The sequence below is a fragment of the Sediminihabitans luteus genome (assembly GCF_002797595.1).
Classification (GTDB): Bacteria; Actinomycetota; Actinomycetes; order Actinomycetales; family Cellulomonadaceae; genus Paraoerskovia; species Paraoerskovia lutea.
This window is the reverse complement of the sequence record NZ_PGFE01000001.1, coordinates 1,123,270-1,143,218: the sequence shown is the minus strand read 5'-3', so window position 1 is coordinate 1,143,218 and position 19,949 is coordinate 1,123,270. Positions and strand designations below refer to the sequence as shown.

The window sequence follows — 19,949 nt, the reverse complement described above, 5'->3', positions numbered from 1 at the left end:
AGTTAGCATCGCTGAATGACGATGCAATCGACGGGTGTCGAACGATCGCGCTCGGAGGCCGGGCAGCCCGAGCCGGCGACGGGCAACCACGAGCTGACCGTGCCCGACGAGCTGACCGTGCCCGACGAGTCGACCGGGCCTGACGAGCCGATCGTGCCCGACGAGTCGACCGCGCTCGCCCCGGCAGCGGCGCTGTTCCGGGCGCTCGGGGAGCCCGCGCGGCTCACGATCCTGCAGCACCTGTTCACCGGCGAGCACCGGGTGCGCGACCTGACCGACCACCTCGGCCTCGCGCAGAGCACGGTGAGCGCGCACCTGACGTGCCTGCGCGAGTGCGGGCTCGTCGTCTCGCGCGCCCAGGGGAGGGCGTCGTGGTTCTCGCTCGCCGAGCCCGAGCGCCTGCACGGCCTGCTCGCGGCGGCCGAGCACGTGCTCGCGGGCACGGGCGCCGCGGTGACGCTGTGCGCGCACGTGCCCGCACCGCGGGAGCCCTGATGGCGCACGCGCACGGTCATGGTGACGGCCGAGGGCGCGGCCACGGACCCGGACCCGTCGGGGGAGCCGGCCATGCGTCGTCCGGCACGGGGGACGCGGCCGACCACCGCCGCCGGCTCGCGATCGCGTTCGGGATCACCGCGACCCTGCTCGTCGCGCAGGCCGTCGGGGCGGTGCTCACGGGGAGCCTCGCGCTGCTCGTCGACACCGCGCACATGCTCACCGACGCGGGCGGGCTGCTGCTCGCGCTCACGGCCGCGCAGCTCGTGCTGCGGCCCGCGTCGAACCGCCGCACGTGGGGGTTCCGCCGCGCCGAGGTGCTCGCCGCGCTCGCGCAGGCCGCGGTGCTGCTCGCGGTCGGCGTGTACGTGCTGGTCGAGGGCGTGCGGCGGCTGCTCGCGCCGCCCGAGGTGCCGTCGACCGAGCTGCTCGTGTTCGGGGTGATCGGCCTGGTGGGCAACCTCGTCGCGCTGCTCGTGCTCGCGGGGCGGCGCTCGGCGTCGTTCAACCTGCGCGCGGCGTTCCTCGAGGTGCTCAACGACGCGCTCGGGTCGGTCGCGGTGATCGTCGCCGCGATCGTGATCGCCACGACCGGCTGGTACCGGGCCGACGCGGTCGCGGGCCTCGTGATCGGCGCGCTGATCCTGCCGCGCGCCCTGCGGCTGCTCGTCGAGACCGCGAGCGTGCTGCTCGAGTCGACGCCGCCCGGCCTCGACCTCGACGAGGTGCGCGCCGCGCTGCTCGACATGGACCACGTCGAGGGCGTGCACGACGTGCACGCGTCGCTCATCGCGAGCGGTCTGCCCGTGATCTCGGCGCACGTCGTGGTCCAGGAGGGCTGCTTCGCGGACGGTCACGCACCCCGGATCCTCGACGACCTCCAGCGCTGCGTCGCCGAGCGGTTCGCGCTGCCCGTCACGCACTCGACGTTCCAGCTCGAGACGCCCGAGCACGCGCGGCACGAGCCCGGTCACCACGACTGACCGCTAGCCTGCGCAGGTGGGCACCCGAGGCATCTACGTGGAGACCGTCGTCGCGGCGTCGATCGACGACGTCTGGTCGTTGACGCAGGACCCGGTGCAGCACGTGCGCTGGGACGTGCGGTTCACGCAGATCGTGCCGACCGGCGTGACCGACGACGGCGCCGAACGGTTCACCTACACCCGGCGGGTGCCGTTCCGCACCGTCGCGGGCGACGGCGTGAGCCTCGGGGAGCGCGGCGGCCCCGGCGGCGCGCGCACCTCGGCGCTCCGGTTCGCCACGGCCGACCGGCTCTCGCCGATCCGGGCCGGGCGCGGCTACTGGCGGTACGTGCCCGAGGACGGCGCGGTCCGGTTCGTGACCGGGTTCGACTACGCCCCGGGCTGGGGTGCGCTGCTCGACCGGCTCGCGCGCCCGGCGCTCGGGTGGGCGACCGCGTGGAGCTTCGACCGCCTGCGGATCTGGGCGGAGCGCGGTGACCCGCCCGAGCGGTGGCCGCTGTGGAGCGTGCTGTGGATCTGGCGTCCGGAACGACCGCGCGCGTCCCGGTGCCGCCGCGCGCCCGCGCACGGACGCCGCCACGACGACCACCTGCGCGACGCCCCCGCGACCCTCGCGACCCTTCCCACCCCGGAGTCCGAGACATGACCTCGATGTTCGAGCAGGCGATGGGCGAGGACTTCGACCGGCTGCACCCGATGATGCGTCGGCGGTTCGGCGTGGGCCTCGACGCGGGCGAGGCCTGCGTCGGGCGAGGCGTCATGACGTCGGTCCGGCGCGGACCCTGGTGGACGGTGCCGTTCCTCCAGCTCGGCAGGCTGCGCAACATCCTCGTGCCGGACGTCGGCACCGACGTGCCGTTCACCGTCGAGAACTACCCCTACCGGGACCCGTTCGGCCGCGAGACCGTCACGTTCGTCCGCTCCTACGCGCTCGGCGGCCACCGTCGACGGTTCGACGCGACCATGGTGCTCGCGGACGGCAAGGTCGTGGACTACCTGGGAACCCACCAGCACCTCGCGGTCGACCTCGACCTGCAGGTCGACGACGACGGCGGCCTGCGACTCACGTCCGACGCGCAACGCTTCTACGAGGGTCCGGTCGGCTTCCGGTTCCCGATGCTCTTCAGCGGCCGTGCCCGCCTGCACGAGTGGTACGACGACGCGCAGGAGAGGTTCCACGTCGACCTCGAGGTCCACAACGACCGGTTCGGGTTCCTCTTCGGGTACCGCGGGTCGTTCACCTGCACCTGGATCCCGGCCTCGGACGCGCCCGAACGGCTCAAGCCCCGCCGGCACGAGCGACGCACGTGACGGGCGCACCCCACCGGAGCAGGTGAACGGGCACGCCCGAACCGGCGCGCCCGAACCCGGGCTGCGCGGCGTCGGACCTCGACCACCGACCGCGGTTCGCCGCGCCGCCCGCCCCGCGGGTGGCCATACTCTGTGCCGGACGTCGTCGCGGCGTCACCCGCGATCCGCCTGGAGGAACCATGCACGACCCGACGCCCACCCCGGGCAAGCAGCTCACCGCGCGCGGCTGGTGGTGGAAGGCGCTGATCGGCGGCGGGGCGCTCTGGCTCGTGACCGCGGCCGTGACCGCGTCGACCCAGAACTCGAACCTCATCCCGACCGTGATCCTGCTCGGCAGCTTCCTCGTGCCGTTCTGCGTGGTGCTCTACGTGGTCGAGCGCGCGCAGGGGTCGCTCGACACGTTGCTGCTGTTCATGGCGTTCTTCGTCGGCGGGATCTTCGGCGTGCTCGGCGCGTCGATCCTCGAGCAGCACCTGACCCCGTCGTGGTGGGTCTACGTCGGCGTCGGCGCGATCGAGGAGCTCGTCAAGATCCTGATCTTCCTCGTCGTGGGCACGTACGTCGCGGAGCGGACCGCGCTGCGCGGCGCGTGGCTCGGGGCCGTCGTCGGCGCAGGGTTCGCGGCGTTCGAGTCGGCCGGGTACGCGTTCAACGCGGGCCTGACGAGGTTCGGCCACATCGACCTCGACGCCATGCTGCGGACCGAGGCCGTGCGCGCCGTCCTGACCCCCGTGGGGCACGTGCTGTGGACGGCGATCCTCGGCGCCGCGATCTTCGGGGCGGCGTCGGCCGCGGGCCGCTACAAGCTCACCGGCGGCGTCGCGCTCGCGTACCTCGCGGTCACGGGCCTGCACGCGCTGTGGGACTCGATGGGGTTCCTGTCCGCGTACCTCGCGATCAAGGTCACGGGCGGCGTGCAGCACGTGCTCGCCTACGGGCGTCTGCTCCCGACCGCCGCGGACAATGCCGGCACGTACGCGACGATCTTCTACGTGGTCGGGCTCGCGCTCATCTCGTTCGGGGGCATCGTGCTGCTGCGTCGGCTCACGCGGACGCCGGCCCCGGCCCCCGCCCCGTAGCCCGCGGCATCGTCCCCACGGCCCGCGGCCCCGCCGTCCGGCAACTGCCCCGCCGCCCCCACGGCCCGCGGCCCCGCCGTCCGCGCGCCGAGATAGAACCGAGCGGCCGAGGTAGAACGTGCGGGCCTCTATCTCGGCCGCTCGGTTCTACCTCGCGGTGACCGCCGACCGCCGGCCGCTGACCGGTGCCGGGTCGCGCTGTCAGGGGCGGACGGCGCGGGCGTCGTCCGCCCGGACGGCACGCCCCGCGCCGCGCTCGGGCAGGAGCAGCAGGACTGCCGTCGCACCGAGCACGGTCGCGACGTACGCGGCGACGGCGGTCGGCGCGGTCGCCGTCAGGGTCACGGGAGCGCACAGCGCGACGGCCGCGACAGCGCCCCAGAACCGGTCGCGCTCGGCGTGGGCCCGGACCGCGGTGCGGGCGACGACGAGTCCGACCGCGACGGCGATGACGATCTCCACGGAGCTCCCCCTTCGTGGCCGCCGCGCCGTGCGGAGGCCGTGCGGCACACGGTAGCGGGGCACGTGCCCGTGCGGGGGATGCGTGCCCCGGGCACGATGGCCGTGTCGGCGGACCGGACCCGAGCGGGCCGGTGTCCGGACCTGAGCGGAGGTGGCGCGCGTGCCGGGATGGCTCGAGGCGGGGGCGTGGGGGCTGCTGGGCGGCGGCGCGCTGCTGATCGGCGCGCTCGTCGCGTGGTTCGTGCGCGTCCCGTCGCGCGTGGTCGCGACCGTCATGGCGTTCGGCGCGGGCGTGCTGGTCTCGGCCGTCGCGTTCGACCTCACCGAGGAGGCCGTCGACCAGGGCGGTCTCGGCCCGACGATCCTGGGGTTCGCCGCAGGGGCGCTCGCGTACGTGGGCGCGAACCTCCTGCTCGCCCGGCACGGGGCGCGGCACCGCAAGCGTTCGGGCGACCAGCAGCCCGGTGCGGACCAGCAGGGCAGCGGGGCGGCCATCGCGATCGGCGCGCTGCTCGACGGCGTGCCCGAGTCGGTCGTGCTCGGCGCGAGCCTGCTCAGCGGGCAGGGCGTGAGCCTGTCCGTGCTCGCGGCCGTGTTCATCTCGAACCTGCCCGAGGGCCTCTCGAGCGCGGCGGGCATGAAGAACGCGGGTCGCAGCGCGCGGTACGTGCTCGGCACGTGGACGGCGATCGCCCTGAGCGCCGGGGTCTCCGCGCTGCTCGGGTACCTGCTGCTCGACGGCGCGTCGGGCGCGACCCTCGCGGTCATCAACGCCGTCGCGGCCGGGGCGATCCTCACGATGATCGCCGACACGATGATCCCCGAGGCGTTCGAGAAGGCGCACCTGTTCACCGGGCTCATCACGGCCGCGGGGTTCCTCGTCGCGCTGTCCCTCACGACGCAGGGCGGCTGACCGACGCGCCCGGGGCCCGCCTGCGGCGTTGAGCGGCGCGCGCGGGCGAGCATGGGGGCATGAGGCTCCTCGTGCTCGGCGGGACGCGGTTCCTCGGCCGCGCCCTGGTCGACGACGCGCTGGCCCGCGGCTGGGACGTGACGGTCCTGCACCGCGGGTCCGCGCCCCTGCCTGCGGGATGGGAGGCGGTCACGGACCTGCACGGCGATCGCACGACGCCCGGGGGTCTCGACGCGCTCGACGCCCCGACCGGCGGGCAGGACCAGGCGCGCTGGGACGTCGTCGTCGACACGTGGTCGTGGGCACCGTCCGCGGTGCGCGACGCCGCACGGGCGCTCGCCGACCGGGCCGACCGCTACGTCTACGTGTCGAGCCGGTCGGTGTACGACGCGCCCGCGCGGGGCGCCCGCGAGGACTGGCCGCTGGTCGACGGGTCGCCCGACGACGGCGCCGACGTGCCGTACCCGCGGCTCAAGCGCGGCGGCGAGATCGCCGCGGTCGAGGTGTTCGACGGCCGCGCGACCGTGGTGCGCCCCGGGGTGATCCTCGGCCCGCACGAGGACGTCGGCCGGCTGCCGTGGTGGCTCGCCCGGGCGGCGCGCGGCGGGCGGATCCTCGCGCCGCGCCCGCGCAGGGCAGAGGTGCAGTACGTCGACGCGCGCGACCTCGCCCGGTTCACGCTCGACGTCGCGCCCCGCGGCGGGGTGTACGACGTCGTCGGGCCGGCCGGGACCGCGACCATGCGCACGGTCCTCGAGGAGTGCGTCCGGGCGACCGCGACCGCCCGCCGTCGGGCCGGCGCGCCCGAGGCCGAGCTGTGCTGGGTCGACCCCGAGGACGTGCTCGCCGCCGGGATCGCGCCCTGGACGGACCTGCCGTTGTGGCTCCCGCCCGGCCCGGACCACGACGCGCTGCACGGCGCCGACGTCTCGACCGCCCTCGACGCGGGGCTGCGCGTGCGCGGCCTCGACGCGACAGTGCGCGACACGTGGGCGTGGCTCGAGAGCGTCGGCGAGGCGCCGTCGCGCGCCGGGCGGCCGCGGCTCGGCCTCGACCCGGACGTCGAGGCGCGGGTGCTCGGCCCCGCGTGACGAACCCAAGCCCGTGGGCGATACTGAGCCGCTGAGTCCGGCCCGACGCCGCCTCGGCCGGGCGCGATCGACCGGCGCTGCCCGTCGCACGCGCCGAGAGAGCCGCCCATGAGCACCGTCGTCGACCCCACCGACTCCGCCGCCGCCGCGGACCGTCCGCCCACGCCCGCGGGCCGCCGTCGCACGTTCACGCTCGTGCCCGCCAACCAGCGGCGCAGCCTCGACGAGCTCGTCGACCGCCTCGACCTCGACGCGGGCGACACCCGGGCCAAGCGCTCGGCGTTCTGGGCCATGCTCACGCTCTCGGGGATCATCGCGATCTCGGGCGTCATCACGGACTCGACCGCGACCGTGATCGGGGCCATGATCATCGCCCCGCTCTCGACGCCGATCCTCGGGATGGGCATCGGGATCGTCACGGGGCGCGCCGGCCACGTCGGCCGCTCCGCCCTGTACGTCCTGACCGGTGTGGCGCTCGTCGTCGCGATGGGGTTCCTCGCGGCGCTGGCTCTGCCCGCGACGTCCGACGTCCTGACGAACCCGCAGGTCACGGGTAGGACGTCGCCCGGCGTGCTCGACCTCGTCGCGGCCTTCGCGACCGGGTTCGCCGGGTCGATCGCGCTCTCGCGCAAGGACCTCGGCGACGTCCTACCCGGCATCGCGATCGCGATCTCGCTCGTGCCGCCGCTCGGCGTGGTGGGCGTGTGCCTCGGCTCGGGCGCCCCGGCGCTCGCCGCCGGCGCGCTGCTGCTGTTCCTGTCGAACGTGGTCGCGCTCGTGATCGCGTCGACCGTGGTGTTCGTCGCCGCGTCGTACGGGCGTGACGCGCTCGGGGCGCAGGAGACCGCGGAGGGCGTCGCCCGCCGCAAGCGCGCCTACGTCGCGATCGGCGCGGTCGCGGTCGTCGTCGCCGTGCCGATGATCGTCAACACGGTCTCGGTCACGCTCCAGGCCGTGTGGGCGGGGCAGGTCAAGGGCGCGGCCGAGCGCTGGCTCGCCGAGACCCCCGGGGCGACCGTCGAGGACGTGTCGTGGCAGGGCGACGAGATCATCGTGTCGGTGCGCAGCCCCGAGGCGCTGCCGGACGTCGACGACCTCCAGACGACGGTCGACGACCTCGTGCCGCTCGACCCCGACGTCGTGGTGCTGCACACCGTGGGCGAGCGCGTCACGGAGCAGCGCGCGGGGGAGTGAGCCTCAGTCGGTGAGCGCCTGCTCGACGGCCCCGAGGAACGCGTCGAGGTCGTCCGGCGTGCGGGACGTCACGAGCGTGAACCCGCCCGACTCGTCGGTGACGACGGGCTCGTCGACCCACGTCGCGCCCGCGTTGCGCAGGTCGGTCGCGAGCGACGGGTACGACGTCAGGCGGACGCCCTCGGCGAGCCCGGTCTCGGCGAGCATCCACGGCCCGTGGCAGATCGCTGCGACCGGCCGGGCCGCGGCGGCCACGGCGCGCACGATCGCCAGCGCGCGCTCCTCGAGCCGCAGCGCGTCGGCGTTGAGGGTGCCGCCAGGGACCAGCAGCAGGTCGTAGTCGGCGGGGTCGACCTGGTCGAGCGTCGTGTCGGGGTCGACCTGGGTGCCCGGGTCCTGGTCGCCCACGAGCGTGCGCACGGGCGCGTCGTCCACGGCGGCGACGTGGACCGTCGCGCCCCGCTCGCGCAGGTGCTGCACGGGGACGACGAGCTCGTCCTGCTCGACGCCGTAGTTCGTGACGATCGCGAGCACGCGGCGTCCGTCGAGGGTCGTGGTCATGGTGCCTCCTTCGTCCGGTCCCACGACTCGATCACGAGGCCCGACGACTCGCACGTCTACCGCGAGAGCATCGCGCGCAGGTACTGCCCCGCGGCGATCCAGTGCCCCGCGCAGCCGGCGAACACGACGACCTCGGCGGCCACGTAGACCCCGGAGTGGACGGCGTCGAACGTGCGCGCGAGCAGCATCACGGGCAGCCCGAGCATGAGCAGCGCGGTGCGCACCTTGCCGACGATCGTCACGGGCACCTCGGGGTTGCCGTGGAACTTCACGAGCGCGACGAGACCGAGCGTGAGGTCGGGCACGACGATCGCGACGAGCACCCACCAGGGCACGATCCCGACGGCCGCGAGCACGAGGGTCACGGTGACGATCATGAGGCGGTCGGCGATCGGGTCGAGCGCGGCGCCGAACCGGCTCACCTGGTCGAGTCGCCGCGCGAGGTAGCCGTCGACCCAGTCGGTCGCCCCGATGACGACGAGCACCCAGATCGCCGCCCGGTACTCGCCCGGCCCGAGCACGAGCCACGCGAACAGCGGCAGCCCGAGCAGCCGCAGCACGGTTGCGAGGTTCGCCCACGTCAGGACGTCGTCCCGCACGGCCCGCGTCACGCCGCGGGGTGCGCCTGCGCCGATGAGCCTCATGGCGCTCATCCTCCCACCGAGGGCGGCGGGAGCTCGCGTCGAGCGGAGTGATCCCGGCGACGTCCGCGCGCGAGGTGCCGGGCGTCGCCCGCCGGGGCGGGCGGTGAGTGAGGTTCCCGTGCCGGACGCCGCCCGCCCGGGTCAGCGGTGCGCGCGCACGATCGCGGTGCCGACCCGGGTCACGCGCTCGGCGAGCCCCGCGCCCTCGCCCACGTACCCGGCGACCATCGCGCCGTCCCGCAGCATCATGAGCTCCTCGGCGGCCGCGGGCGGGTCGTCGACGCCGAGCTCGCGCACGAGAGACGCGAGGGTCTCGACCCACCAGGCGCGGTGCGCGGCCACGACCCTGCGCACGGGGTGCTCGGCGTCGGGGTACTCGGCGGCGGCGTTGATGAACGCGCAGCCGCGGAAGTCGGGCCGGCACACCATCTCGCCCGCGAAGCCCGCGATCTCGCGCAGGGTCGTGGCGGCGTCGTCCGGGTGGGACGCCCGCAGCCCGTCGAGCGCGTCGCGCTCGCGCGTCGCCCAGGCCTCGAGGTAGGCGACGACGAGGTCGTCCTTGCTGCGGAAGTGCCGGTAGAAGGTCACCTTCGAGACCTCGGCCGCGGCGATGATCCGGTCGGCGCTCACGGCGCGCACGCCGTCGGCGTAGAACTGGCGCGTCGCCGCGTCGAGGATCCGCGTCCGGACGTCGGAGGGTCGGGTCGTGCCGGTCATGTGATCACTCTCCCACGGGGTGCTCCGGGCGGGGTGGTTGCGTCCGGGAGGTGCTCGTGCTTAGGTAGACGAACTAGTAACTCTACCTCGGGCGACAGCCCGACGACACGAGGAGCACACATGGCAGCGATCTACACGGCCGTCGCGACGGCCACGGGCGACGGACGCAACGGGCGCACGCGCTCCGACGACGGGATCCTCGACGTCGACCTCGCCGTCCCGAAGGAGATGGGCGGCGCCGGCGGCGCGAGCAACCCCGAGCAGCTCTTCGCCGCGGGCTACGCCGCGTGCTTCCACTCGGCACTCAAGCTCGTCGCGGGCAAGCAGAAGGCGCCGATCAGCGACTCGGCCGTCGTCGCCGAGGTCGGGATCAACCCGAACGGCGAGGGCGGGTTCGTGCTCGCCGTCGCGCTGCACGTCGAGCTCGCGGGCGTCGACCAGGCGACCGCCGACGCGCTCGTCGAGGCCGCGCACGTCGTGTGCCCCTACTCGAACGCGACGCGCGGCAACATCGAGGTCACGGTCGACGCGACCGTCGCCTGACCGCGGGTGCGTCGTCCCGCGAGGTGAGTCGTCCCGCGAGGTGAGTCGTCCCGCGGGCGGGTCGCCGGGCACGGGGCTGCGCCGCGCGTGCGTCGTCCCGCGAGATAGAACTGAGGGCGCGAGATAGAACGTGGAGCGTTCTATCTCGCGCCCTCAGTTCTACTTCGGCGCAGGCGTCCGTCGGCGTGAGACCCATCGGCGGGGTGTCACGCCCGCGCGCGGCTCGTCAGCGGCCGCGGAGCTGGTGGAACATCGGGCAGTCGAACGGGTCGCGCGCCTTGAGGCCGACCTCGTTGAGGTACCGGACCACGATCATGTACGAGTGGAACAGGTTGGTCTCGGTGTACGGCATGCCGAGCCGCTGGCAGTGCTCGCGCACCATGAGCCGCGCCTTGATCAGGTGCGGGCGGGGCATCGACGGGAACAGGTGGTGCTCGATCTGGAAGTTCAGGCCGCCCATGAGCACGTTCATGAACCAGCCGCCGCGGATGTTGCGCGAGGTGAGCACCTGCTTCGACAGGAAGTCGAGCTTCTCGTCGGCCGCGACGATCTTCATGCCCTTGTGGTTGGGCGCGAACGACGCCCCCATGTACACGCCGAACACCGCGAGCTCGACGCCGATGAACGCGAACGCGAGCCCGAGCGGCAGCGCCCAGAAGATCAGGGCGGTCACGACGGTCAGGCGCGTGATGATGAGCGCGAGCTCGACGGTCCGCTCGCGGCTGGGCTTGCTCGCGAACAGCGACCGCAGGGCGACGACGTGCAGGTTGAGGCCCTCGAGGGTCAGCAGGGGGAAGAACAGCCAGCCCTGGAACCGGTGGATGAGCGAGAAGAACCGGCCGCGCGGCTCGGCCGCGCTCTCGGGCGTGAACACGATGACATCCATGTCGATGTCCGGGTCCTTGCCGATCTTGTTCGGGTTCGCGTGGTGACGCGTGTGCTTGGTCATCCACCACGAGTACGAGATGCCCACGAGGCCGTTGGCGAGCAGCCGCCCCACGCGGTCGTTGACGGGGCCCGACTCGAACACCTGACGGTGCGCGGCCTCGTGCGTCACGAACGCGAACTGGGTCATGACGATCCCGAGCGCGCCCGCGATCAGCAGCTGGAACCAGGAGTCGCCCAGCAGCACGAACCCGGCCACGCAGCCCGCGAGCGCGAGCGTGAGGACGCCGAGCGTGACCATGTAGTAGGTGTGCGTGCGGCCCAGGAGCCCGGCCTCGCGCACGCGCTGCGACAGCGCGGTGTAGGTCGAGGTGATGCTCGTGCCGTCGCCCGTGCGGGGCTTGGTGGCTCGGAATCCTGGCTGGACGGTCGTCGATGTCATTCGGACCCCTCAGGGGTTCGGTGCCGACTTCCCAGCCGTACGTCTGTGAGCAGGTGCTCGGGCTCTCCGGATGCCGCGAGTCTACGTGCCAGGAGGCCCGAACGGACGGGATGCGTGTGGAGGAACGGTGCATAGACTTGCGGACGTACCGGCAGCGCGACCCTCGCCTGACCACGGCGACCGAGCACTGGAGCCCGTATGACCGACCCTGGGCACGACGCCCCGCTGGACCTCCTGCCGCCGGACGTCCCCGTCGACCTCGACAACTGCGCACGCGAGCCCATCCACATCCCGGGACGCATCCAGCCGCGCGGGGTCCTGCTGGCCCTGCGGGCGTCGGACGCGCGGGTCACGCAGTGCTCCGACACCGTGGCCGCGGTCCTGGGTCGGCCCGTCGACGACGTGCTGGCCGCGCCGCTCGCGGACGCCGTGGGTGCCGCCGCGGCGCGCGCCATTCTCGACCGCGCCTCGACCATCCCCGACCTGCGCGCGCGCAACCCGCTCGACGTCGTGGTCGACGTCGCCGGGGTCGGGCTCGTGCGGATGGACGCGATCCTGCACCACGCGCCGATCGCGCCCGGTGCGGTCCCCGAGGCCGAGCCCGTGCTCGTGGTCGAGCTCGAACCGGTCGACGGCGCGCGGCCCCTGACGTTCGAGGACACGTTCCAGCCCGTGCGCGGCGCGCTCGCCGACCTCGACCGTGCCGGGTCGCTGACCGAGCTCTACGACGTCGCGGTGCGGCACGTGCGCTCCCTGACGGGCTTCGACCGCGTGATGCTCTACCACTTCGACGCCGACTACAACGGCGAGGTCGTGGCCGAGGCCCGCCGCGACGACCTCAACGCGTTCCTGGGACTCCACTACCCGGCGTCCGACATCCCGCCGCAGGCCAGGGCGCTGTACGAGAAGAACTGGATCCGGCTCATCGCCGACGTCGCGTACGAGCCGTCACTCGTCGTGCCGACCGACGACCCCGTGACCGGGCAGCCGCTCGACCTCACGTTCAGCACGCTGCGCAGCGTGTCGCCGATCCACGTCGAGTACCTGCAGAACATGGGCGTGGGTGCGTCGATGTCGATCTCGCTGCTGCGCGACGGCCGGCTCTGGGGCCTCATCGCGTGCCACCACTACTCGGGCGCGCACGCCCCCACGTACGCGGCGCGCGCGGCCGCCGAGTTCCTCGGGTCGTCGTTGTCGATGCGGCTCGTCTCGCAGGTCGAGGACGACCGCGCCGAGGCGCAGCGCCGCACCGCGGGCGTGCTCGCGCACCTGGTCGCCCGCTCGCAGGACGACGCCACCCCGCTCGCGGCCGCGCTCTCGGGCTCGCCCGGCCTGCTCGAGCTCGTGCCCGCGCAGGGCGCGTTCGTCCTCGCGGAGGGTCGGGTCGAGTCGCGCGGCACCGCGCCCGACGACGACGCGTGCCGCCGCGTCGCGCAGCGGCTCGCCGCCGCGGGCACCGAGATCGTGACGACCGACCACCTCGAGGGCCTCGACCGGTCACTGGCCGACGACCTGCCCGGCTCGGCCGGGCTGCTCGCGATCACGCTGCCCGGCGGCGCGTGCGCGGTGTGGCTCCGCGACGAGGTGCGTCAGCAGGTCGACTGGGGCGGCGACCCGTACAACAAGGCGATCGCGCGTCGCGAGGGCGACACGGTGCGCCTGTCGCCGCGCAAGAGCTTCGAGCGGTGGCGCGAGGTCGTCGACGGGCGGTCCGCACCGTGGACCGAGGACGAGGTCGACGCGGCCGCGACCCTGCGTTCGCACCTCGTCGAGGCGCTGCTGCTGCGCGGGCGGCGCGACATCCGTGCGGCCGAGGCGCTGCAGCGCAGCCTCCTGCCCGCGACTCTCCCCGTGGTCGAGGGGTGGCGGATCGAGGCGCGCTACCAGCCGTCGGACGGCGGGTATGCGGGCGGCGACTGGTACGACGCGATGCTGCTCCCCGGCGGACGGCTCGCGGTCGTCGTGGGCGACGTCACGGGTCACGGGCTCGCGGCGTCCGCGACCATGGGGCAGCTGCGCAACGGCCTGCGCGCGCTGCTCTCGGTCGGTGGCGGCCCCGACGCGGTGCTCATGAACCTCGACGCCCTCGCCCGGCTCACGCTCCCGGGCGAGGTCGCGACCGTCGTCGTCGCCGTGGTCGACCCGAGCGACGGCACGGTCGAGTACGCGACCGCCGGGCACCCCCCGCCCCTGGTCGTCGCTCCCGGCTCCGCGGAGTTCGCGCCGCGCGTCGTGGGCGCGCCCGTGGGCGTCGGCGACCTGCCGCGCGCGGGCGGGACCACCCGGGTCGAGCCCGGGGGAGCGCTCGTGCTCTACAGCGACGGGCTCGTCGAGCACCGGGACGAGTCGGTGCGCACGGGGCTCGAACGGCTGCGCGCGACCTTCGCGGATGGCCCCGCCGGGCCCGACGACGCGCTCGACGCGTGCCGCGACCCCCGCTCGGAGGACGACGCGACGCTGATCGTGGTGCGGCGGCTCAGCTCGCCGTCGTGAGGCGCGAGCGGTCGTCCGCGGCGAGCACCGCCCAGACGTGCTTCGCGGTGCGGGTCGAGTACCAGCCGACGTCCTGCGCGAGGCGTGAGGCGAGCACGAGGCCGAACCCGCCCTCGCCGGCGGCACGTGGCCCCGCGACGACGGGCGCCGACTCGGGCGCGTGGTCCACGACCTCGATCATGTAGGCGCCACGGCTCTGGTGCAGGCGCACGAGCGCGGGGGCGCGACCGTGCCGCAGCGCGTTCGTCGTGAGCTCGCTCGTGACGAGCACGATCGACTCGGGGATCTCACCGAGGCGACGCGTCCCGGACCCGGGGAGCATCGTGTAGAGCGCGTCCCGCACGTGCGTGAGGTCGTCGGTGGTCGTCACGGCCCACGCCGCCACCTCGGTGAATCCCGAGGGGGTGCGTGCTGGGGGCAGGGTGGCGTCCACGGAGCGTTCCTAGTCGGCGATCGTGAAGAGCGGGGCGACGCCGCTGAGGTCGAGCAGGTCGCGCACGTTGACGGGCGTCCCGACGAGCACCGGCGGGGTGCTCGTCCGGCCGGCGGCGAGGTACAGCAGGCGCAGGCCGCCCGAGTCCAGGAACGTCACGCGGGTCAGGTCGATCGTCACGCCGCCCTGCGCGGGCAGGCTCGCGACGAGGTCCTCCTCGACCTTGCCCTGGATCGCGGCGTCGATCTCGCCCCACATGACCCAACGGTTCCCGTCGGACTCGAGGCTCACGCCACCGTGCACTGAATCTTCCACGTCGACCTTCGTTTCGCTGCCGTGGCCGCGCATGGTCTGCGGGCGGCCGGAATCATCATGCCTGATCGGACGGCCTCACGCAGAGCGGGTCACCGCGCGCGGCCCACCCGCTCGACCAGTCCGGCCGCGAGCGGGGCCGCGTCGAGGTCGCCCGCGCGCACCCGTGCGGCGATCGTGCGCCGCACCTGGCGGTCGGCGACCGCGGGCAGGTGCCGCGCGAGGGCCATCTCGAGCCGGCCGCGGCGCGTGGTGGGCACGTCGCGCAGCGGCCTGCGGGACGTCGCGCACCGCAGGATCGCCGCGACGACGCCCTCGACGGGCTCGTAGCGGGACACGCCCTGGAGCGACAGGCCCGCGTCGGCGGTCGAGGAATGGATGGGCGAGGCGACCATGGACGGGTAGACCACGCTCACGCCGACGTGCGTGCCGACCTCGAGGCGCAGCGCGTCGGCGTACGCGACGAGCCCGCGCTTGGTGACGCCGTACGCGGCGGCGAGCGGGAGGGGCAGCACGGCCATGCGGGACGAGACGAACACCACACGACCGCGCGAGGCCACGAGGTGGGGCAGGGCCGCGGCCGTCGTCCGCCACGCGGCGAGCAGGTTGACCTCGACCTGGCGGCGCACCTCGGCGGACGGCGCGAGCTCGGCCGGGGCGGGGCCGCCGACGCCCGCGTTGTTGACGAGCAGGTCGATCCCGCCGAGGAGCTCGGCGGCCGCGGCGACGCCCGCGGGGACGGCGTCGTCGTCGGTCAGGTCGCACGCGAGGACGGGGGCGTCGTCGTGCTCGACGGCGCGCAGGTCGAGGCCGACGACGCGGGCCCCGGCGGCGACGAAGTCCTCGCGCAGGCGGGTGCCGAACGTCCCGGCCGCGCCGGTCACGACGACGCGCTGGCCGCGCAGGGTCCGGGGGGTGCGGGTCTTGTCGGGCCTGGTCTTCTCGGGCCTGGTCTGCTCGGTGGTCATCGTGCGTCTGCCTTCTCGTGCGTGGTCGTGGTGTCGTCCTGCGGGGTCTCGCCGTGCGGCGTGCCGTCACGGGCGGCCTCGCGTGCGGCGGGCGTCGGCGTGGTGCTCTGCGGCGCGGCCGGCGCGAACGCGACGCCCTGGCCGCGGCTCGCGCGGCGCGCGCCGTCGACGAGCTCGCGCGCGGCGAGCGCGACGTAGCCGTCGAAGTCGACCCGCATCGCGGGGCGCGACTCGCCCCAGCGGGCGCGCGCGGCACGCAGCTCGCGCACGCACGCGGCGCGCTGGTCGGCGTGCGACGGCAGCGCGTACTCGCCCGCGACGTGCGCCGCGACGAGCCGGCCCTGGGCCTCGACCACGGGCAGCGCCGCGCCCGTGGACTGCATGAGCCCGACGAAGTACAGCCCGGGCTGGTCGAGGTGGAACACGTGGCGGTAGAGCATCAGCCGGTCGGCGCCGGGCGCGAGCACCGCGGGGTCGAGGAACGGGACGTCGACGCGGTAACCCGTGCACCAGACCACGAGGTCGGCGCGCTCGCGGCGTCCGTCGGTGAACACGACCGCGTCGCCGTCGAGGCGCTCGACGCCGGGGCGCACCCCGATCTCGCCGTGCGCGACGCGCGCGTACAGGGCGTCCGAGAGGGTGGGGTGGCCCTCGAGGAACCCGCGCGTGGGTCGCGGCAGGCCGTGCGACTCGGGCCGGCCGGCGGCGAACCCGATGGTCGTCTCGCTGATGCGCTGGCGCAGGCGCCAGGGCAGGTGCTTGGCGAGCGCGCCGTTGAGCGTGTCGGACGGCCGCCCGAACACCTGCTTGGGCACGACCCACACGCCGTGCCGCAGCGACAGGTGGGTCTCGGCGGCGGCGTACGACGCGTCGACCGCGATGTCCATGGCGGAGTTGCCGCCGCCGACGACGACGACGTGCCGGCCCGCGAGCTGCTCGGGCCCCCGGTAGTCGTTGCTGTGCATCTGGTCGCCGTCGAACGTGCCGGGGTAGGCGGGCTCGGGCCAGCGCGGTGCGGCGTTGTGGCCGTTGGCGACCACGACCGCGTCGTAGTGGTCGGTGCTCGTGCCGTCGGGCCCTGTCGCGGTGACCTCCCAGCCGGCGTGCCGTCCGTCGTCGGTGCCGGACGTCGCCCCCGCGGCCCGCACGGACGTGACCTCGTGCCGGAACCGGGTGCGCTCGACGAGCCCGAAGGTGCGCGCGTAGTCGGCGAGGTACCCCGCGACGCGGTCGTGGCGCGGGAAGTGCGGCCAGTCGGCGGGCATCGGGTGGTCCGTGAACTCGGTGCGCGTGCGCGAGGTGTTGAGGTGCAGCGTCGAGTACGCGGGCGAGCGGCCGCCCGCGCCGCCGAGCACCCACAGGCCGCCGGGCACGTCGCCCGCGTCGTACGCCCAGGCGTTGACGCCACGGTCGAGCAGGGCCTTGAGCGTCGCGAGGCCCGAGGGGCCGGCGCCGATCACGGCGACGCGGGGTGACGTCAGGGGCGACGTCGGGGTGGACGTCGGGGCGGACGGCGTCGGCGCCATCGGGACTCCTTCGGCAGCGGGCCGAGCGCTAATAGAACGCTCGTTGCATTACTGCGTCAGTGTGCACCAGCGCCGTACATCGCGTCCACCCAGCGGTGCACGAACGCCCGGGTCTCGCGGCGGGCCCGGGCGTCGCCGTCGCGCTGCCCCGGGGCCACGGCCGCGAGCGTCACGACGTGGCCGTGCACGGCCCACACGAGCGAGCGGACGGCGGTGTGCGGGGTCGGCTCGTGCAGCAGGCCGCGCGCGTGGGCGGCGGCCAGGAGCGCCTCGACCTCGGCGTAGATCGGGTCGGCGTAGTCGGTGTCGAGGCGCCCGTGCTCGGCCGGTGCCAGCCAGCGCCGCAGCCACAGCGCCGTGGTCTCGGGGCGGTCCTCGAGGAAGTCCACGAACGCGTCGACGAGGTCGTGCAGCGCGGCGGCGAGCGCCTCGGGGCCCTCGTCGAGCGCCGCGCGCGCGGGGGTCACGGCGGACTCGACCGCGGCACGCTCGGCCGCGAAGATCCGCGCGAAGCAGGCGTCGTAGAGCTCGGCCTTGCGGCCCCCGTGGTGGTGCACGGTCGCGACGTTGACGCCCGCCGCCTCGGCGACGTCGCGCACGCCGACGGCGTCGAACCCGCGCTCGGCGAACAGGCGGGTCGCGGCGCGCAGCACGATCTCGTGCGTGTCGCGCTGATCCTCGCGGCGGGGGCGTCCGGGGCCACGCCTCGGGGCGCCGTCCGCCCTGGTCACCGGCCTGGTCGCCGGGGTGGTCACGGGCGGGCTCGCACGGGTGGTCTCGGGCGGGGCAGCGCTCGGGTTTCGCTCCGTCGTGGTCACCCCGTTAGCATGCCGTATTCAATCAGCCGTTGGAAACCGCAACGGCCCGAGTCGCAGGAGGCCGTGCATGGGCGCACCGCCGGTCGCAGCACCCGTCCGCACCATCCCGGGCCGGTCGCTGCTCGCCTACGCGAGCGGATCGCTCGGCATGGGCATCTGGGTCACCGTGCCCGGGCTCCTGCTGCTCGTCTACCTGACCGACGTGCTCGGCGTGACGCCGTGGCTCGCGGGGCTCGTGGTGCTCGTGCCGAAGATCCTCGACGTCGTGCTGCACCCCTGGGTCGGGCAGGTCTCCGACGCGCAGCTCGCGCGGTACGGGCACCGGCGCCGCCTGCTGTGGGTCGGCACCGCGCTGGCGCTCGGCATGGTCCTGCTGTTCTGGGGGCCGGCGACGCTCACGGGCGACGCCGCCGCGATCTGGGTCACGGGCGCCTTCGTGCTCGCGAACCTCGCGTTCGCGGCCTTCCAGGTGCCCTACCTGTCGACGCCCTCGGACCTCGCGATCGGGTACGGCGAGCGCACCCGGCTCATGACCTACCGCATGGTCGTCCTGACCGTCGGGATCCTCGTCTCCGGGCTGCTCGCGCCGATGATCTCGCACGGCGCCGACGGCACGCGCGCGAGCTACCTGCTCATGGCCCTCGTGCTCGCTGTCGTGATGCTGCTCGCGATGCTCGGCGGGATCCGCGGCGTGCGGCTCGTGACGCGCGACGCGCCCGGGGTGCCCGAGGAGCTCGTCGCGGGCGGTCCCGGGGCGTCGGCCGTCGCGGCGACCCCGCACGACGCGCGCCCCCTGCGCGCCCGCATGGCCGAGGCGCTGCGCGACCGGCACTTCCGCCCGCTCGTGCTGGCCTACCTGGGCATGTCGACGACGTCGCACCTCGTGCTCGCGGGCGTGCCGTACTTCGCCAAGTACGAGCTCGACCGCGCGGGCCTCGCGACCGTGCTCGTGGCCGCGTTCGTCGCGCCCGCGCTGTTCGCGACGCCCCTGTGGATGCTGGCCTCGCGCCGGTTCGGCAAGCAGCGTTGCCTGCTGTGGGCCCAGGGCACGTTCGTCGTCGGCTCGCTCGTGCTCGCCCTCGGCGCCGGTGCCGGGGTGCCCGTGCTCGTGGCCGCGGTCGCGGTGCTCGGGACGTGCTTCGCCGCGATGCAGCTGTTCCCGTTCTCGATGGTCCCCGACGTCGTCCGCCACCACGGCGACGAGGGTGCGGCCAAGGCCGGGACGTACACCGGGGTGTGGACGGCCACCGAGGCCACGGGCGCGGCGCTCGGCCCGTACCTGTACGCGAGCTGCCTCGCGATCGGCGGGTTCGTCGCGACCACCGCGGGCGAGGCCGTGATCCAGCCGGGGGCGGCGCTCGTGTGGGTGCGCATCGGCATGGGCGTGGTGCCCGCGGTCGTCATGGTCGCGGTCTGGCTCGTGCAGCGCACGTACCGGCTCGACGAGGTCGCGCGCGCGGCGGAGTGACCCGGATCACACGGAACCCTGGCGGTCGGGCGCCCGGGCGACTAGCGTCCTGCGCATGGTCAACAAGGAGATCGTCGAATCAAGGGTGATGGACGCTCCGGTCGACGCCGTCTGGCGCGTCATCACCACCATCCGGGACGCGGCGTCGGTGCTGCGGGGGGTCGAGAGGATCGAGGTCGTCGCGGGTGACGACGGGCCCGACGGCTACGCCGTGGGGCTGCGCTGGAAGGAGACGCGCAAGATCCTCGGCCGCTCGGGCACCGAGGAGATGGAGGTGACCGACGTCGAGCCGGGCCGCTCGACGCGGATCACGGCCGAGAGCGGCGGCATCGTCTACACCACGACGTTCGAGCTGCAGAAGATCGGGCCCAAGACGCGTGTGGTCGTGCGGTTCTCGGGCATCACGCCGCCCGACGCGTCGGTCGTGACGCGCGGCATGGTCGCGCTGTTCGGCGGCCTCGGCACGCTCGCGACGGGCGCAGGGCTGCGCCGCGACCTCGAGGACATCGAGAAGGCCGCCGCCGGGCGGCTGACCGAGATGGCGGGCGGTATCACGCCGACGAACGGCGAGGGCACGACGCCCGAGTCCGCCGCCGCGGCGCAGGGCTGAG

22 protein-coding genes are annotated in these 19,949 nt (G+C 74.5%); 12 read left to right on the top strand and 10 right to left on the bottom strand.

From position 1 onward, the window contains the following. Nucleotides 1–15 precede the first annotated feature (15 nt). The 5 genes from CLV28_RS05310 (at nt 16) to CLV28_RS05290 (ending at nt 3,868) form a co-directional block, all read left to right on the top strand. Nucleotides 16–495, top strand: coding sequence for an ArsR/SmtB family transcription factor (locus CLV28_RS05310; RefSeq protein WP_308440392.1), 480 nt, complete (start codon nt 16–18; stop codon nt 493–495). Next, a complete protein-coding gene (locus CLV28_RS05305; RefSeq protein WP_100422437.1) occupies nt 495–1,478 on the top strand; it encodes a cation diffusion facilitator family transporter in 984 nt (327 codons plus the stop codon). Before CLV28_RS05310 ends, CLV28_RS05305 begins: the two co-directional genes overlap by 1 nt. 16 nt (nt 1,479–1,494) lie before the next feature. Next, entirely contained in the window at nt 1,495–2,124 is a 630-nt protein-coding gene (locus CLV28_RS05300) for a hypothetical protein (RefSeq protein WP_100422143.1), read from the top strand. Beyond that, nucleotides 2,121–2,789 (top strand): DUF4166 domain-containing protein, encoded by a 669-nt coding sequence (locus CLV28_RS05295; RefSeq protein ID WP_100422142.1) that lies wholly within the window; start codon nt 2,121–2,123, stop codon nt 2,787–2,789. Before CLV28_RS05300 ends, CLV28_RS05295 begins: the two co-directional genes overlap by 4 nt. 179 nt (nt 2,790–2,968) lie before the next feature. Beyond that, nucleotides 2,969–3,868: a PrsW family glutamic-type intramembrane protease gene (locus tag CLV28_RS05290; RefSeq protein WP_100422141.1), complete on the top strand. Its 900-nt coding sequence runs from the start codon at nt 2,969–2,971 to the stop codon at nt 3,866–3,868. 201 nt (nt 3,869–4,069) lie between these two features. Here the strand turns inward: CLV28_RS05290 and CLV28_RS05285 are convergent, their stop codons facing one another. Further along, nucleotides 4,070–4,330: a hypothetical protein gene (locus CLV28_RS05285; protein ID WP_100422140.1), complete on the bottom strand. Its 261-nt coding sequence runs from the start codon at nt 4,328–4,330 to the stop codon at nt 4,070–4,072. Nucleotides 4,331–4,490: 160 nt separating this feature from the next. Between CLV28_RS05285 and CLV28_RS05280 the strand changes: the two genes are divergently transcribed. The 3 genes from CLV28_RS05280 to CLV28_RS05270 all read left to right on the top strand — a co-directional run bounded on the left by CLV28_RS05280 (nt 4,491) and on the right by CLV28_RS05270 (nt 7,528). Next, nucleotides 4,491–5,243, top strand: coding sequence for a ZIP family metal transporter (locus CLV28_RS05280; protein ID WP_100422436.1), 753 nt, complete (start codon nt 4,491–4,493; stop codon nt 5,241–5,243). 59 nt (nt 5,244–5,302) lie between these two features. After that, nucleotides 5,303–6,334: an NAD-dependent epimerase/dehydratase family protein gene (locus CLV28_RS05275; RefSeq protein WP_100422139.1), complete on the top strand. Its 1,032-nt coding sequence runs from the start codon at nt 5,303–5,305 to the stop codon at nt 6,332–6,334. Nucleotides 6,335–6,442: 108 nt separating this feature from the next. Beyond that, nucleotides 6,443–7,528 (top strand): TIGR00341 family protein, encoded by a 1,086-nt coding sequence (locus tag CLV28_RS05270; RefSeq protein WP_100422138.1) that lies wholly within the window; start codon nt 6,443–6,445, stop codon nt 7,526–7,528. Between the two features lie 3 nt (nt 7,529–7,531). On the opposite strand, the gene CLV28_RS05265 is transcribed toward CLV28_RS05270, so the two are convergent. The 3 genes from CLV28_RS05265 to CLV28_RS05255 form a co-directional block, all read right to left on the bottom strand. After that, nucleotides 7,532–8,089 (bottom strand): DJ-1/PfpI/YhbO family deglycase/protease, encoded by a 558-nt coding sequence (locus tag CLV28_RS05265; RefSeq protein ID WP_100422137.1) that lies wholly within the window; start codon nt 8,087–8,089, stop codon nt 7,532–7,534. A gap of 56 nt (nt 8,090–8,145) precedes the next feature. Beyond that, the gene (locus CLV28_RS05260) at nt 8,146–8,733 is read right to left on the bottom strand and encodes a CDP-alcohol phosphatidyltransferase family protein (RefSeq protein ID WP_100422136.1); all 588 of its coding nucleotides are present in this window, start codon (nt 8,731–8,733) and stop codon (nt 8,146–8,148) included. 141 nt (nt 8,734–8,874) lie between these two features. Continuing rightward, complete coding sequence (locus tag CLV28_RS05255; protein ID WP_100422135.1) at nt 8,875–9,450, bottom strand: TetR/AcrR family transcriptional regulator; 576 nt, start codon at nt 9,448–9,450, stop codon at nt 8,875–8,877. A gap of 120 nt (nt 9,451–9,570) precedes the next feature. Here CLV28_RS05255 and CLV28_RS05250 point away from each other — a divergent pair, with 120 nt between their 5' ends. Further along, on the top strand, nt 9,571–9,993 hold the full coding sequence (locus tag CLV28_RS05250) for an organic hydroperoxide resistance protein (RefSeq protein WP_100422134.1): 423 nt from the start codon (nt 9,571–9,573) through the stop codon (nt 9,991–9,993). Nucleotides 9,994–10,219: 226 nt separating this feature from the next. On the opposite strand, the gene CLV28_RS05245 is transcribed toward CLV28_RS05250, so the two are convergent. Beyond that, complete coding sequence (locus CLV28_RS05245) at nt 10,220–11,320, bottom strand: fatty acid desaturase family protein (protein WP_100422133.1); 1,101 nt, start codon at nt 11,318–11,320, stop codon at nt 10,220–10,222. A 198-nt stretch (nt 11,321–11,518) separates the two neighbouring features. On the opposite strand from CLV28_RS05245, the gene CLV28_RS05240 reads away from it, so the two are divergent. Beyond that, nucleotides 11,519–13,813 (top strand): SpoIIE family protein phosphatase, encoded by a 2,295-nt coding sequence (locus CLV28_RS05240; protein WP_100422132.1) that lies wholly within the window; start codon nt 11,519–11,521, stop codon nt 13,811–13,813. Here the strand turns inward: CLV28_RS05240 and CLV28_RS05235 are convergent. From CLV28_RS05235 to CLV28_RS05215, 5 genes are all read right to left on the bottom strand, one after another. Further along, nucleotides 13,797–14,246, bottom strand: coding sequence for an ATP-binding protein (locus CLV28_RS05235; RefSeq protein ID WP_100422131.1), 450 nt, complete (start codon nt 14,244–14,246; stop codon nt 13,797–13,799). The two genes, CLV28_RS05240 and CLV28_RS05235, sit on opposite strands and share 17 nt — an antisense overlap. 9 nt (nt 14,247–14,255) lie before the next feature. Beyond that, nucleotides 14,256–14,537: an STAS domain-containing protein gene (locus CLV28_RS05230; RefSeq protein WP_239073293.1), complete on the bottom strand. Its 282-nt coding sequence runs from the start codon at nt 14,535–14,537 to the stop codon at nt 14,256–14,258. 113 nt (nt 14,538–14,650) lie between these two features. Further along, nucleotides 14,651–15,526 carry an SDR family NAD(P)-dependent oxidoreductase gene (locus CLV28_RS05225; RefSeq protein ID WP_100422129.1) on the bottom strand — a complete coding sequence of 292 codons (876 nt, stop codon included), beginning with the start codon at nt 15,524–15,526 and terminating at the stop codon, nt 14,651–14,653. Next, complete coding sequence (locus CLV28_RS05220; RefSeq protein ID WP_203968212.1) at nt 15,523–17,052, bottom strand: flavin-containing monooxygenase; 1,530 nt, start codon at nt 17,050–17,052, stop codon at nt 15,523–15,525. The genes CLV28_RS05225 and CLV28_RS05220 overlap by 4 nt, the downstream gene beginning before the upstream one ends. 56 nt (nt 17,053–17,108) lie before the next feature. Next, a complete protein-coding gene (locus CLV28_RS05215) occupies nt 17,109–17,870 on the bottom strand; it encodes a TetR/AcrR family transcriptional regulator (protein ID WP_203968213.1) in 762 nt (253 codons plus the stop codon). A gap of 67 nt (nt 17,871–17,937) precedes the next feature. On the opposite strand from CLV28_RS05215, the gene CLV28_RS05210 reads away from it, so the two are divergent. Further along, nucleotides 17,938–19,338, top strand: a complete 1,401-nt coding sequence (locus CLV28_RS05210; protein WP_100422127.1) for an MFS transporter — start codon at nt 17,938–17,940, stop codon at nt 19,336–19,338. Between the two features lie 55 nt (nt 19,339–19,393). Next, the gene (locus tag CLV28_RS05205; protein ID WP_100422126.1) at nt 19,394–19,948 is read left to right on the top strand and encodes an SRPBCC family protein; all 555 of its coding nucleotides are present in this window, start codon (nt 19,394–19,396) and stop codon (nt 19,946–19,948) included. Nucleotide 19,949: the final 1 nt, after the last annotated feature.

What these genes read in the sequence shown, in the direction of transcription:
- CLV28_RS05310 (WP_308440392.1), top strand. Translation starts at nt 16, where the DNA reads ATGACGATGCAATCGACGGGTGTCGAACGATCGCGCTCGGAGGCCGGG.
- CLV28_RS05305 (WP_100422437.1), top strand. Translation starts at nt 495, where the DNA reads ATGGCGCACGCGCACGGTCATGGTGACGGCCGAGGGCGCGGCCACGGA.
- CLV28_RS05295 (WP_100422142.1), top strand. Translation starts at nt 2,121, where the DNA reads ATGACCTCGATGTTCGAGCAGGCGATGGGCGAGGACTTCGACCGGCTG.
- CLV28_RS05290 (WP_100422141.1), top strand. Translation starts at nt 2,969, where the DNA reads ATGCACGACCCGACGCCCACCCCGGGCAAGCAGCTCACCGCGCGCGGC.
- CLV28_RS05275 (WP_100422139.1), top strand. Translation starts at nt 5,303, where the DNA reads ATGAGGCTCCTCGTGCTCGGCGGGACGCGGTTCCTCGGCCGCGCCCTG.
- CLV28_RS05270 (WP_100422138.1), top strand. Translation starts at nt 6,443, where the DNA reads ATGAGCACCGTCGTCGACCCCACCGACTCCGCCGCCGCCGCGGACCGT.
- CLV28_RS05265 (WP_100422137.1), bottom strand. Translation starts at nt 8,089, where the DNA reads ATGACCACGACCCTCGACGGACGCCGCGTGCTCGCGATCGTCACGAAC.
- CLV28_RS05260 (WP_100422136.1), bottom strand. Translation starts at nt 8,733, where the DNA reads ATGAGGCTCATCGGCGCAGGCGCACCCCGCGGCGTGACGCGGGCCGTG.
- CLV28_RS05255 (WP_100422135.1), bottom strand. Translation starts at nt 9,450, where the DNA reads ATGACCGGCACGACCCGACCCTCCGACGTCCGGACGCGGATCCTCGAC.
- CLV28_RS05250 (WP_100422134.1), top strand. Translation starts at nt 9,571, where the DNA reads ATGGCAGCGATCTACACGGCCGTCGCGACGGCCACGGGCGACGGACGC.
- CLV28_RS05245 (WP_100422133.1), bottom strand. Translation starts at nt 11,320, where the DNA reads ATGACATCGACGACCGTCCAGCCAGGATTCCGAGCCACCAAGCCCCGC.
- CLV28_RS05240 (WP_100422132.1), top strand. Translation starts at nt 11,519, where the DNA reads ATGACCGACCCTGGGCACGACGCCCCGCTGGACCTCCTGCCGCCGGAC.
- CLV28_RS05225 (WP_100422129.1), bottom strand. Translation starts at nt 15,526, where the DNA reads ATGACCACCGAGCAGACCAGGCCCGAGAAGACCAGGCCCGACAAGACC.
- CLV28_RS05220 (WP_203968212.1), bottom strand. Translation starts at nt 17,052, where the DNA reads ATGGCGCCGACGCCGTCCGCCCCGACGTCCACCCCGACGTCGCCCCTG.
- CLV28_RS05210 (WP_100422127.1), top strand. Translation starts at nt 17,938, where the DNA reads ATGGGCGCACCGCCGGTCGCAGCACCCGTCCGCACCATCCCGGGCCGG.
- CLV28_RS05205 (WP_100422126.1), top strand. Translation starts at nt 19,394, where the DNA reads ATGGTCAACAAGGAGATCGTCGAATCAAGGGTGATGGACGCTCCGGTC.